This window comes from Citrobacter sp. RHB35-C21, assembly GCF_013816515.1.
In the GTDB taxonomy this organism is placed as follows: Bacteria; Pseudomonadota; Gammaproteobacteria; order Enterobacterales; family Enterobacteriaceae; genus Citrobacter; species Citrobacter braakii.
Genome location: NZ_CP057147.1, coordinates 1,036,038 through 1,048,143, shown reverse-complemented (window position 1 = coordinate 1,048,143; position 12,106 = coordinate 1,036,038). Strand labels below are relative to the sequence as shown.

The following is a 12,106-nucleotide window of genomic DNA, read 5'->3' as shown; positions in this document are numbered from 1 at the left end:
TCTTTTTTTAATTTTCTGATATAGGTTTAATGAAACATTGTTTTAATTACAGGAAGGCCGAATGTTTATTTTTCATAAAGAGACCACCCTTGAAGATCTGGGCAATGGCGTTACCCGACGCATTCTTGCTCACGACGGTAAAATGATGGCGGTTGAGGTGAACTTCGAGCAAGGCGCGATTGGTCCGATGCACAATCATCCGCATGAGCAGCTGACTTACGTTTTGTCTGGGGAGTTTGAATTTACCATCGGCGAAGAAAAGCATGTCGTTAGGGCAGGCGATACCCTATATAAACAGCCCAACATTATGCATGGCTGCGTCTGTTTAAAACCGGGAACGCTACTCGATACCTTTACGCCCATGCGCGAAGATTTTCTGCCTGCGTAATTTTATCTGTTCGTAATCTGCCTGGCGGCATAATGTTGTTCCAGAGGGAATGAATATGTCGCCTCCGGTGTATTGCTACATTCACCTTATGTTTAACCGACAAAACCTGCCAAAGGGCAGGGTTTGTCGGTTCTGGAAAGCGGATTAACGCGCCAGCCAGCCGCCGTCTACCGCAACGGTATAGCCGTTGATATAGTCAGATGCGCTGGATGCCAGGAACACAATCGGCCCCATCAGGTCACTCGGCAGACCCCAACGACCCGCCGGGATACGATCGAGAATTTCTGCGCTACGCTGCTCATCAGCGCGCAGCTGTTGAGTGTTGTTCGTCGCCATGTAACCCGGCGCAATTGCGTTGACGTTGATGTTATGTTTGGCCCACTCATTCGCCATCAGGCGGGTGACGCCCATTACGCCGCTTTTAGACGCGGTGTAAGACGGCACGCGGATCCCGCCCTGGAAGGAAAGCATAGAGGCGATGTTGATAATTTTGCCGCCGTTACCCTGAGCGATAAAGTGCTTCGCCGCGGCCTGAGACATAAAGAACACGCTCTTAATGTTCAGGTTCATCACGTCGTCCCAGTCTTTTTCGCTGAAGTCGATCGCATCGTCACGACGGATAAGACCTGCGTTGTTGACCAGAATATCGATATGACCGAATTCTGCCACTGCGCGCTCCAGCAGCGCCGGAATGCCGTCAATTTGACGCAGGTCGGCGGTCAGACTTAAAAAACGGCGCCCCAGCGCGGTCACGCGTTCGATAGTTTCCGTCGGTTCAACGATGTTGATCCCCACGATATCGCAGCCCGCTTCAGCCAAACCCAACGCCATACCCTGACCCAGGCCAGTGTCACAACCGGTCACAACGGCGACCTTACCTTCAAGAGAGAATGCATTCAAAATCATTGTAAATCCTTAATTTTTTATAATGCCCGCCGCAGCAGGCACGGCTATCGCCCGCAACTAGCGCAGATCTTTGACCGCTACATGGTCCATATCATCAAAGACCTGGTTTTCGCCGACCATGCCCCAAATGAACGTATAAGCTTTTGTGCCAACGCCGGAGTGAATTGACCAGCTCGGCGAAATCACCGCCTGCTCGTTGTGCATCACAATATGACGCGTTTCCTGAGGCTGCCCCATCATGTGGAAGACGCAGGTATCTTCTTCCATATTGAAATAGAAATAGACTTCCATACGACGTTCATGGGTATGACACGGCATGGTGTTCCACAGGTTACCCGGCGCCAGTTCGGTCAGACCCATACTCAACTGGCAGGTTTCCAGCACATCCGGCACAAAATATTTGTTGATGGTACGACGGTTACTGGTGAGGTCATCGCCCAGCGTTACTGGCGCAACGTCTGCTGGCGTGACTTTTTTGGTTGGATAAGTCGTGTGGGCCGGCGCGCAGTTATAGTAAAACTTCGCTGGTTTCGCCGTATCGATGCTGGCGAATACCACTTCTTTAGCCCCTTTCCCGACATACAGCGCGTCACGATGACCAATTTCATAGCACTGGCCGTCAACGGTAATCGTGCCCGGGCCACCGATGTTAATCACACCCAGCTCACGACGCTCGAGAAAGTAGGTTACGCCCAGCTGTTTGCCGACTTCGCCACCCACAGAGACGGTTTTGGCCACTGGCATAATGCCGCCAACAATGATGCGGTCAATGTGGCTGTAGACCATGGTGTATTCATCTGCGACAAACACTTCTTCGACCAAAAACTCATTACGCAGCTCCTGAGTGTCCAGGGTTTTCGCATGCGCACTATGGATGCTTTGTCTTACGTCCACATTTACCTCCAGTGATAAATTGACCGTGAATGCTTAAACGAATAGCAAAACGCTGTTCCGTTTTATCTTATGCGCTCATGATATCCCTCCCGGAATGGGTTTTCAATTACAAATAAAACAACGTTTCACTTTTTCTGCATCTTATTATCAAAAGTGTAATTGCGATCACGCTAGCGCATATAAATCGCGGGAACGGTTTCAATAAAATTATTTAAAACAATTAGATAGATAAAAATAAACAAGAGTAGTTCATGAGGGGTAGGGATAAGACATTGAAAATACAGCCAGCCTCACATGCCGTTCACACACCTTTTCTAACAAAGTGCGCTGTTAATCACATGAAATGAAACACCGTTTTGATACGTTAGCAGAGTTTAGAGTGTATGTTTCTGTAACTGGCCTTGCCCTCCTGTTGGAGGGCTTTTTTATAGATGCAGGGGATATACAGCGGGAAAGGCGTTTAAGCAGAGAAAACTTCGGGTGGTTAATCTCGCTCGATAGCGAGCGCCACGCCCTGACCACCGCCGATACATAACGTTGCCAGGCCCTTGTGCGCCCGACGCTTCACCATTTCATGCACCAGTGAAACCAGAATACGGCAGCCAGATGCGCCAATCGGATGACCAAGCGCAATGGCTCCGCCGTTCACATTCACTCGCCGTTCATCCCACTCCAGCATTTTTCCAACGGACAATGCCTGTGCGGCAAAGGCTTCGTTGGCCTCGATAAGATCAACATCAGCCAGTTGCCAGCCCACACGCTCAAGGCAACGGCGCGTCGCGTACACCGGCGCAATTCCCATGAGGGCGGGATCGACCCCGACGCTGGCAAAGGCACGAATGCGAGCCAGCACCGGCAAATTCAGCTCCTGGGCCTTGGCCTCGCTCATCATCATCACCGCAGCGGCGCCATCATTGATGGATGACGCGTTGCCCGCGGTTACTGAACCGAGCCTGTCGAAGGTCGGATCCAGGCGCGCCAGCCCTTCTGCGCTGGCATCGGTGCGCGGCTGTTCGTCGGTATCCACCACGAACGATTGTCCATTACGCTGCGTTACCACCGGCACGATTTCATCTTTAAAGCGCCCGGCGTCAATTGCCATCCGCGCCTTGTGCTGCGAATGCAGTGCGTAGGCATCCTGCAGTTCACGGCTGATGCCATATTCCCGCGCCAGATTTTCCGCGGTAACGCCCATATGGTAATCGTTGAAAGCGTCCCACAGGCCGTCATGCACCAGGCTGTCGACCAGTTGACTGTTGCCCAACTGTGCGCCGGTACGGCTATCAGTAAGGACATGCGGCGCACGGCTCATATTCTCTTGTCCGCCCGCAATGACAATGTCGGCTTCGCCGCACTGGATAGCCTGGGTCGCCAGATGCAGCGCTTTCAGACCCGAGCCGCAGACATCGTTAATGGTGATGGCGGAGACGGTATTGGGTAGCCCACCATTGATGGCGGACTGACGCGCCGGGTTTTGCCCGGCACCAGCGGTAAGCACCTGTCCGAGGATCACTTCATCCACAGCGTGAACGTCCACGCCCGTGCGCTCCAGTAACGCCCTGACTACCATGCTACCTAATTCAACGGCAGAGTGGCGCGCCAGCGTCCCCTGGAAGCAGCCGATTGGTGTCCGTAACGCCCCGACTATCACAACCTCTTTCATCACCACCTCAGCGCAAAATAACACCGCAATAGTAGATGATTGTTAAAAAGAGTTATCAAGGTTGTTTAAAAACGGTGATTTTTATCACAAAGGAAATTCGTATCATTTATTGGTCATCTGAACGCCACTCTGCTGTAAATGGTCGCGCAGCCAACTTCCCGCCACGCCAGGCGGTGATTTCTTATTCCACAGCAGATCGATAGAGATAGCCTTTGGCCAGCCGGGCAGCATCAATTGGACCAGCGGTTTTTCTGCCGCAAACTCCTCCACCAGCGCACAAGGGAGCGCGCACCAGCCGAATCCCTGCACCGCCATACTCAGCAGCAACAAATAGTTAGGCGCCGACCAGACGGGGCCGCGCGCCACGTTGGTGCCGCTCTCCAGATAGGTATTCAGCCGCAGCTCTCGCCAGGTATGTAGCTGTTCCCGCTGCAGTTTTTCTTGAGTCGCCAGTGGATGCGATGCCGCAACGTATAATCCCATCCAGGTTTGCATCGGCAGACGCGTGACGCCCATGTCGGTCGGGTAATCCTCCCGCGCTTCGATCAACCCAACCTGAGCACGTCCTTTTTGCAGCAGATCGATAACGTCTTCATCTTCGCCAATCAGACATTCAAACTCGGTATGGGGAAACTTGTGGTCAAACTGCACCATCAATTCTTCCAGCACATCCGGATGCAGCGTGTCAGACAAAACGAAGGTCAGACGCGCTTCCGTTTCACCCGACAGCGAAATCGCTGCCTCATCAAGACGTTCGCTGGCCGTCAAAATTGCCTGCACATAGCCCAGCACCCGCTTACCTTCTTCGGTTAGCGTCGGCTGACGTGATGAGCGGTCAAACAGCGCAAAACCGAGATCGGCTTCCAGATGCGCAATGGCCGTGCTGATGGTGGACTGACTTTTACGTAGCCGCCGGGCCGCAGCAGAAAATGAGCCGCAGGAAACGGTCTCCACAAATGCCGTTAACGCTTCAGGAGAGTAACGCATGAACTATCTACTTTATCGATGGATACTATCTTTTAGATATCACATAAAACGATAAAATTGCCACCATTCCGTTATCCGGGCATCAAAGAAGGTTTTAGATTATGCAACACGATACAGTCCAACGCCGCTCGTTACTGGAGCGAATTTTTCATGCCGTCTGCTTTGAAGGCATTGCCACCGCGATCCTCGCACCAACCACCGCATGGTTGATGCAGCGCTCGGTGCTGGAAATGGGCGGACTGACCATCCTTCTCGCCACCACGGCGATGATCTGGAATATCATTTATAACGCCCTGTTTGACCGACTGTGGCCGTCGCACCTGGTAAAACGTACGGCTAAAGTGCGGGCATTCCACGCCTTAGGCTTCGAGAGCGGTTTTATTGTCATCGGGGTGAGCATCGTGGCGTATGTGCTGAACGTCAGCCTGCTCCAGGCATTCACGCTGGAAATAGGTTTCTTCCTGTTCTTCCTGCCATACACCATGTTCTATAACTGGGCTTATGACACTTTACGCGAGCGCGTTATGAAGCGTCGCCAGCAGCGCGTTACTGCCTGATAATTCAAACAATAGCCGGAATCTTCTCGGTTCCGGCTTTTGATCCATTCACTCGCCCGCTTGTTGACACCTCCCCCAGCCCCTGCCATTTGTGGTAAATTGCGCTTCTTTTTGTTTATTTTATAGTTGATACGTTCAAATAATGTCGAAATTTTGGTCAAAAGAAGAGACTCTCTGGAGCTTCGCACTATATGGGACTGCCGTCGGCGCAGGAACCCTCTTCCTCCCCATACAGCTGGGTTCTGCAGGCGCGGTGGTGCTGTTTATCACCGCACTCGTCGCCTGGCCTTTAACCTACTGGCCGCACAAGGCGCTGTGCCAGTTTATCCTGTCCTCAAAAACCTCGGCAGGTGAAGGGATCACTGGTGCAGTTACGCACTACTACGGCAAAAAGATAGGCAGCCTGATCACGACCCTCTATTTTATTGCCTTCTTTGTGGTGGTGCTGATCTACGCCGTGGCGATAACCAATTCACTCACTGAACAACTGGCAAAACATATCGCCATCGATCTGCGTGTTCGCATGCTGGTCAGTCTTGGCGTGGTGCTGGTGCTGAACCTGATTTTTCTGATGGGCCGACAAGCAACCATTCGGGTAATGGGCTTTCTGGTGTTCCCGCTCATCGCGTACTTTTTGTTCCTTTCGCTCTACCTGACCGGAAGCTGGCAGCCAACGCTACTCACCGGCCAGATGTCTTTCGATCAGCACACGCTTCATCAGGTTTGGATATCTATTCCCGTGATGGTTTTCGCTTTTAGCCATACGCCAATTATCTCGACGTTCGCCATCGACCGACGTGAGAAATATGGCGAGCAGGCCATGGGTAAATGCAAAAAAATCATGAAGGTAGCCTACGTCATCATCTGCCTGAGCGTGCTGTTTTTCGTCTTCAGCTGTTTGCTTTCGATTCCGACAAACTATATCGAGGACGCGAAAAATGAAGGGGTGACCATTCTGTCAGCGCTATCGATGATGCCAAATGCACCAGCATGGCTGTCGATTTCTGGGATCATTGTCGCCGTCGTGGCGATGTCAAAATCGTTCCTCGGCACCTACTTTGGCGTGATTGAAGGGGCAACCGAGGTGGTAAAAACATCGTTGCATCAGGTGGGATTGAAGAAAAGCCGGGCCTTTAACCGCGCCCTGTCCATTATGCTGGTTTCGACCATTACGTTTATCATTTGCTGCATTAACCCTAATGCAATTTCAATGATTTACGCGATTAGCGGGCCGCTGATTGCCATGATTCTGTTTATCATGCCGACATTATCTACCTATCTGATCCCGGCGCTAAAGCCGTACCGTTCAGTGGGAAATCTGATCACCCTGATTGTCGGTCTGCTGTGCGTATCTGTGATGTTTTTTGGCTAGAACGTGTTTTTAACGGCTCATTCATCTGTATGTGGATGAGCCGTTAAACTGACTTATTTGATGTACGAATCGAGTACCTTCAAAACCACATCCAAATCTTCTTCGCGCTTAATTTCATCGCCCTGATGCACAATGTGCTCGGTCAGATGACCTTTAATCACCTCGCGCATTAACCCGTTTACCGCACCGCGGATCGCCGCTATTTGCTGCAATACCGCCGCGCATTCATGCGGTTCATCCAGCATGGTTTTCAACGCCGCTACTTGCCCCTGAATCTTGCTGGCTCGGGCTTTCAGCTTTTGTTTGTCGCGGATCGTATGTGACATAGCAATACCTTTTCAACGTCTGGCTGTAGCGACAATACCATCGTCATTCTACTGGGGGGTAGTATTTAATACTGGGGGGGAGTAGAATCTGGCAAAATTAAACAACTAAGAATCATTCTCATGGGTGAGTTTTCTACGCTTCTTCAGCAAGGCAACGCCTGGTTTTTCATTCCCAGCGCGATTCTATTAGGAGTGTTACACGGTCTGGAACCGGGGCATTCCAAGACGATGATGGCGGCCTTTATTATTGCCATTAAGGGAACCATCAAACAGGCGGTGATGCTGGGGCTGGCGGCAACGCTGTCGCATACCGCAGTGGTATGGCTGATTGCGCTCGGCGGGATGTATATCAGCAAAGCGTTTACTGCCCAGGCCGTTGAGCCGTGGCTGCAGTTTGTCTCGGCGATTATTATTCTCGGGACCGCATTCTGGATGTTCTGGCGAACCTGGCAGGGAGAACAGAACTGGCTGACCCAGACGCATCATGACCACGATCACGATGACCATCACCACCATCATAACCACGGTGAAGCTCACCACCATCATCACGAACATGACCACGACCACGATCATAACCATGCTGCGTTAGCAGGGCTGAGCGAGGGTTCGAAAGCGTATCAGGACGCGCACGAGCGGGCACATGCTACCGATATTCAGCGCCGCTTTGCAGGCAAAGAGGTCACCAACGGCCAAATATTATTGTTTGGTCTGACCGGCGGGTTGATCCCCTGCCCTGCTGCCATTACGGTACTGCTGATTTGCATCCAGCTCAAAGCCTTCACGCTGGGTGCCACCATGGTGCTGTGCTTCAGCCTCGGGCTGGCGCTAACGCTGGTAACGGTGGGCGTGGGAGCGGCAATCAGCGTGCAACAGGCGGCCAAACGCTGGAGCGGATTTAACACACTGGCACGCAAAGCCCCCTATTTTTCCAGCGCGCTTATCGCGATGGTCGGCTTATATATGGGGATTCACGGCTATATGGGGATCGTCGGTTAACGAGCAGAGAGCGCAGCAGCGATTGCCGCTGCGCATCAAACCAGGCTAGCTTGCGACGTTCCCCCACACCAGTTGGCCTTTATGGAAGGTCGCGGTGCGTGGGGAGATTCGCGCGACCGCTTCCGCTGAGCAGGAGGCATCCACCAGTACAAAGCTGGCTTCATCCTGCGCCTTCGGCCAGACGCGCTCACCTTTATCGTTAAGCGGCAGCACATCGCCGGTGGCGAGGAACAGCGCTCGCGACAGGTTGAGTTCATTGGGACGAATATACAGCTGCGCGTACAGATTCGCCTTCTCCAGCATGTCTCCAAGCCCGTACGGCGACCAATGGTCAATCACACTGTCGGTCCCGGTAATCACTTCCACGCCTTTGTCACGCAGCTGCTTGAGCGGCATATGCAAGGTACCGATCGGCACCGTCGAGGCAATGGTAATCTGCTGCGCCGCCATGCGGCTCGCCAGCGCATCCACCTGTTGTTCGTTCAGGGTTGCCAGCGCAAATGCGTGGCTGATGGTCAGTTTGCCCTTCAACTGCGGCGTTTTCTCCACCGTTTCCACCATGTAATTCACCGCCGCAACGCCCGCCGGGCTGGTTTCATGCAGATGGATATCCACGCCTTTATCGTAATCCAGCGCAATCTGGAACATGGTGTCGAGGGATTTTTCCATCGCCCCGTCCACGCTGGTTGGGTCCAGACCGCCGACGTAATGCGCCCCCGCCTGCATTGCTTCACGCATCAACGGTTCAGACTTCGATAACAGCAGGCCATGCTGCGGAAACGCCACGATTTCACAGGCAAAACCCGGCTGGCGACGCGCCAGCACCGCCTGCAGATTTTCCAGGTTTTTCAGCCCGGAAACCGGTTCGATATTGCAGTGGCTGCGGGCGATCGAGGTGCCTTTTGATTGCAGCAGATCGATGAGCTTTTCCGCGCGCTCCTGCGTGTAAGGCTGGAGTTCAGGCAGCAGCTTTTGCTCAAGGCGGATCATATCCTGAATGGTGGTGCCAGCCGGGCGATTCAGCGAACGCCAGGGACCGCCGTAAAAGGTTTTATCCAGATGGATGTGCATGTCGCGCATGGCGGGCAGCATCAGCTTTCCACCCGCATCGTAGTGCGGCAGCGTCGCATCCGGATGCTGCTTATTCTCACGCAGGGCAACAATTTTCCCGTCCTGAATTTCAACGGTTTGCAGCGCAGTACGGGTATGCACCACCACCGAGTTTTCGTAATCAAACCCCGCTTCCAGCAGGACGTTATCCAGGTAATAGTGCTTATCGTTAATCGTCATTGTGCTCTTCGCCCCGCAGGTGTTCCCGACAGGATTAGCAGCATACGCGACCGGAGCCACTGCGCCAAACAGCGCGGCAGCGGTCACCATTTTTCCGCTCTGACTTAAAAATTCACGGCGGCTGTTACTTTCCTTCATTCACATTTCCTCTCAGGAATGGACAATATGGGTGCCCGTTTCGCCGCGCAGTGCGGCCGGCAGGCATTCCGGCGTGGTGATGATCACTCGCTTACCGCCACGCGCCAGGAACGCCAGACTGGCAACGATTTTGGGTAACATGCTCCCCGGCGGGAAATGTCCCTCCTGCATGTAACGGGTCATCGTTGCGACATCCACCTTATCCAGCGCCTGCTGGTTGGGTTTGCCAAAATGAATACAGACCTGCTCGACGCCGGTGGTGATCACCAGAATGTCAGCGCGGATCTCCTGCGCCAGCAGAGCCGTGGAGAGATCTTTATCAATCACCGCATCCACGCTCTGATAATCCCCCTGATCGCTACGCACCACCGGGATCCCGCCGCCCCCCGCGCCAATCACCACAAAACCTTGCTGGGTCAGCGTTTTGATCGCCTCAGCCTCGACAATACGCTTCGGTTCCGGAGAGGCGACGACCCGGCGGTAGCCGCGTCCCGAATCTTCAACAAAGCGCCAGCCCGGATTGACCCGCTGCAGTTCATCGCGCTGCGCTTCGCTAAAGAACGCGCCGATAGGCTTGGTCGGGTTAGCGAAGCCCGGATCGTTTTTGTCGACCTCCACCTGCGTGACCACCGTAACCGCCTTCTGCTCACCGCGCCGCGCCAGGCGGTTGTTCAGCGCCTGTTGGATCAGATAGCCGATCCCGCCCTGCGTATCGGCGACGCAGTTTGCCAGCGGGGTGAGCGGCAACCCTTCACGCTCATGCGCGATTTCCGCACGCCGTAGATCCAGCCCCACCTGCGGCCCGTTTCCGTGCGTCAGCACAATGTTGTAGTCCGATGCCAACATCTCCAGCACCGTATCCGCCACAGCTTTCACCGCTTCAGCCTGGTGCTCAATCGACTGGCTGGCGTTATCTTTGATAATGCTGTTGCCGCCAATGGCAACGACCACAAGTTCTTTCATAGTGTTATCTTCCGCTTACAGGCGATTCAGGTCGTTTTCGTCGGTTCCTGCTCAGGCGCAGTCACCGCTTCACGGCTATCAAGAACATGCTTGAGGACAAACATGCCGCTCATCATCAGGTAGGCCACAACAAACATCATCGAACTGCCTTCTGCAAAGCCAACCGCCGGAGAGTGGATCACACCAAACAGCGATAACAGCGCGCCAAAAGCTGCGGCAATCGCCCCACGCAGCGGCTTATTCATAATGGCGAAGATAGCGACGCAGCCCCACAGCATACTGGCCAGCGGCGCGCCGCTTCCCAGATGCACCAGCCCATCGTAATAGACACCTTTGCTGTGCAGCAGGTCGCTACCCAGTTTCCCCGCGGATGTTCCGGCGGCGCCCATCACGCTGTTGACGATGGTCAACGCCCAGTTAGCGATCCACGGGAACAAGCAGATAAAGATAACGGGAACCTCGACTTTGGGCGTCTCTCGCACCACCTGGTTGGCGGTCACCACGCCGATAAACACCAGAATCGGCACTATCGCAGTCATCGGAATAATCGCGAGCATAAACGCCCCCAGCCCAAACAGCGGTACCAGGAACATGGTGATGCCTGAAGCGAGGGTATAACCGATGCTGGCCCCCATCGCTTTCCAGCCCGCATGCCCAACATATACGGTCACCGGGAATGGGTTGCCCAGCATGCAGCCGAGCATGGAGGCAAAACCGTTCGCCATCATGACCTTACGGGTGTTGTACTCATCACCCGCCGCATGCGCACTTTCAATATTCTCAAGGTCAAAAATGTAGTTCGCCAGACCCAAAGGAACCGCAGAAGCCAGGTACGGCAGCGCGTGCGGCAAACCCTGCAGGAAGCTGTCGACATGGATTTCCGGCGGGTTGAAGCCAAAGGAAGACATCGAAGATTTAATGGCTTCCGGGCTTTGCAAACCGGAGATCCACGCCAACGCTGTACCGGCAATCAGCAGCAGCAAACCGGTAGGGATACGGGCAAAAATCGGCTTCTTACCGAACCAGTTAATGAAGATCAACAACAAGACGATGAAAGAGACGGTCGGCGCTTCAAATGCCTGCAGCATCGGGTTCATCGCCAGCAGCAACAGTCCCAGACCGGACAGACAAGAAAGTAATACCGTACGCGGGATCATCTTGCGGATGGTATCGCCCAGGAAGGAGCCGCCGACCAGGATCAACGCTTCTACAAAGCACCACACCAGGGCTATCTGGATAGCAAAGTTGGCATCTTTGGTTTGCTGATATACCGGCATTAGCACCAGGAAGGTCACGGTAAAAATTGACGGTGCGCTCGGCCCGGACGGTAGCGCCGTCACGTCTTTACGCCCGGTGTGCTTTGCCATCTGCAGGCCAAACCAGGCGTAGCAAACGCTGGCCACCAGCACCGCCAGACCAAAGGCAGGCGCAATGCGACCATAGACAATTTCGGTAGGGATCCCGACGACAAAAATGAGCAGCCCCATCATTGTCAGCAGGTTAGTCAGGTTGTTGGTCATCAGCCCAAAGTAAGCAGCCCAGTCACCACGTTTCCATTCTAGTTTTATGCTGTTCATGGAATATCCTTAACAGGTTAAGCATCGTTTGCGATCCCGGGGATCGCCC

At 53.7% G+C, this 12,106-nt stretch carries 12 protein-coding genes; 4 read left to right on the top strand and 8 right to left on the bottom strand.

The window, feature by feature from the left end:
- Positions 1 to 61: 61 nt before the first annotated feature.
- Positions 62 to 388 carry a cupin domain-containing protein gene (locus HVZ39_RS05145; protein WP_016154285.1) on the top strand — a complete coding sequence of 109 codons (327 nt, stop codon included), beginning with the start codon at positions 62 to 64 and terminating at the stop codon, positions 386 to 388.
- A gap of 144 nt (positions 389 to 532) precedes the next feature.
- Here the strand turns inward: HVZ39_RS05145 and kduD are convergent, their stop codons facing one another.
- From kduD to HVZ39_RS05125, 4 genes are all read right to left on the bottom strand, one after another.
- Positions 533 to 1,294: a 2-dehydro-3-deoxy-D-gluconate 5-dehydrogenase KduD gene (gene kduD, locus HVZ39_RS05140; protein ID WP_016154286.1), complete on the bottom strand. Its 762-nt coding sequence runs from the start codon at positions 1,292 to 1,294 to the stop codon at positions 533 to 535.
- Positions 1,295 to 1,351: 57 nt separating this feature from the next.
- A complete protein-coding gene (kduI, locus tag HVZ39_RS05135; RefSeq protein WP_016154287.1) occupies positions 1,352 to 2,188 on the bottom strand; it encodes a 5-dehydro-4-deoxy-D-glucuronate isomerase in 837 nt (278 codons plus the stop codon).
- A 484-nt stretch (positions 2,189 to 2,672) separates the two neighbouring features.
- Positions 2,673 to 3,851 carry an acetyl-CoA C-acetyltransferase gene (locus HVZ39_RS05130; protein WP_006686936.1) on the bottom strand — a complete coding sequence of 393 codons (1,179 nt, stop codon included), beginning with the start codon at positions 3,849 to 3,851 and terminating at the stop codon, positions 2,673 to 2,675.
- 102 nt (positions 3,852 to 3,953) lie between these two features.
- Complete coding sequence (locus HVZ39_RS05125; protein ID WP_181633299.1) at positions 3,954 to 4,838, bottom strand: LysR family transcriptional regulator; 885 nt, start codon at positions 4,836 to 4,838, stop codon at positions 3,954 to 3,956.
- 101 nt (positions 4,839 to 4,939) lie between these two features.
- Here HVZ39_RS05125 and HVZ39_RS05120 point away from each other — a divergent pair, with 101 nt between their 5' ends.
- Both HVZ39_RS05120 and HVZ39_RS05115 read left to right on the top strand, forming a co-directional pair.
- Positions 4,940 to 5,395 (top strand): multidrug/biocide efflux PACE transporter, encoded by a 456-nt coding sequence (locus HVZ39_RS05120; protein WP_016154290.1) that lies wholly within the window; start codon positions 4,940 to 4,942, stop codon positions 5,393 to 5,395.
- 142 nt (positions 5,396 to 5,537) lie between these two features.
- Complete coding sequence (locus HVZ39_RS05115; RefSeq protein WP_181633298.1) at positions 5,538 to 6,767, top strand: amino acid permease; 1,230 nt, start codon at positions 5,538 to 5,540, stop codon at positions 6,765 to 6,767.
- A 53-nt stretch (positions 6,768 to 6,820) separates the two neighbouring features.
- Here the strand turns inward: HVZ39_RS05115 and rcnR are convergent, their stop codons facing one another.
- Positions 6,821 to 7,093: a Ni(II)/Co(II)-binding transcriptional repressor RcnR gene (rcnR, locus tag HVZ39_RS05110; protein ID WP_016154292.1), complete on the bottom strand. Its 273-nt coding sequence runs from the start codon at positions 7,091 to 7,093 to the stop codon at positions 6,821 to 6,823.
- A gap of 120 nt (positions 7,094 to 7,213) precedes the next feature.
- Between rcnR and HVZ39_RS05105 the strand changes: the two genes are divergently transcribed.
- Entirely contained in the window at positions 7,214 to 8,089 is an 876-nt protein-coding gene (locus HVZ39_RS05105; protein WP_181633297.1) for a nickel/cobalt efflux protein RcnA, read from the top strand.
- A gap of 45 nt (positions 8,090 to 8,134) precedes the next feature.
- Here HVZ39_RS05105 and HVZ39_RS05100 read toward each other — a convergent pair whose 3' ends face one another.
- From HVZ39_RS05100 to HVZ39_RS05090, 3 genes are read right to left on the bottom strand one after another with little or no spacing between them, the layout of a single operon-like run.
- A complete protein-coding gene (locus HVZ39_RS05100; protein WP_016157391.1) occupies positions 8,135 to 9,517 on the bottom strand; it encodes an amidohydrolase family protein in 1,383 nt (460 codons plus the stop codon).
- Positions 9,518 to 9,529: 12 nt separating this feature from the next.
- Positions 9,530 to 10,480, bottom strand: coding sequence for a carbamate kinase family protein (locus HVZ39_RS05095; RefSeq protein WP_016154295.1), 951 nt, complete (start codon positions 10,478 to 10,480; stop codon positions 9,530 to 9,532).
- Between the two features lie 26 nt (positions 10,481 to 10,506).
- Positions 10,507 to 12,057, bottom strand: a complete 1,551-nt coding sequence (locus HVZ39_RS05090) for a xanthine permease (RefSeq protein WP_181633296.1) — start codon at positions 12,055 to 12,057, stop codon at positions 10,507 to 10,509.
- Between the last annotated feature and the right edge of the window lie 49 nt (positions 12,058 to 12,106).

Coding starts and splice junctions, on each gene's coding strand:
- HVZ39_RS05130 (WP_006686936.1), bottom strand. CDS start 3,851: ATGAAAGAGGTTGTGATAGTCGGGGCGTTACGGACACCAATCGGCTGC.
- HVZ39_RS05100 (WP_016157391.1), bottom strand. CDS start 9,517: ATGAAGGAAAGTAACAGCCGCCGTGAATTTTTAAGTCAGAGCGGAAAA.
- HVZ39_RS05120 (WP_016154290.1), top strand. CDS start 4,940: ATGCAACACGATACAGTCCAACGCCGCTCGTTACTGGAGCGAATTTTT.
- rcnR (WP_016154292.1), bottom strand. CDS start 7,093: ATGTCACATACGATCCGCGACAAACAAAAGCTGAAAGCCCGAGCCAGC.
- HVZ39_RS05115 (WP_181633298.1), top strand. CDS start 5,538: ATGTCGAAATTTTGGTCAAAAGAAGAGACTCTCTGGAGCTTCGCACTA.
- HVZ39_RS05105 (WP_181633297.1), top strand. CDS start 7,214: ATGGGTGAGTTTTCTACGCTTCTTCAGCAAGGCAACGCCTGGTTTTTC.
- HVZ39_RS05125 (WP_181633299.1), bottom strand. CDS start 4,838: ATGCGTTACTCTCCTGAAGCGTTAACGGCATTTGTGGAGACCGTTTCC.
- HVZ39_RS05145 (WP_016154285.1), top strand. CDS start 62: ATGTTTATTTTTCATAAAGAGACCACCCTTGAAGATCTGGGCAATGGC.
- HVZ39_RS05090 (WP_181633296.1), bottom strand. CDS start 12,057: ATGAACAGCATAAAACTAGAATGGAAACGTGGTGACTGGGCTGCTTAC.
- HVZ39_RS05095 (WP_016154295.1), bottom strand. CDS start 10,480: ATGAAAGAACTTGTGGTCGTTGCCATTGGCGGCAACAGCATTATCAAA.
- kduD (WP_016154286.1), bottom strand. CDS start 1,294: ATGATTTTGAATGCATTCTCTCTTGAAGGTAAGGTCGCCGTTGTGACC.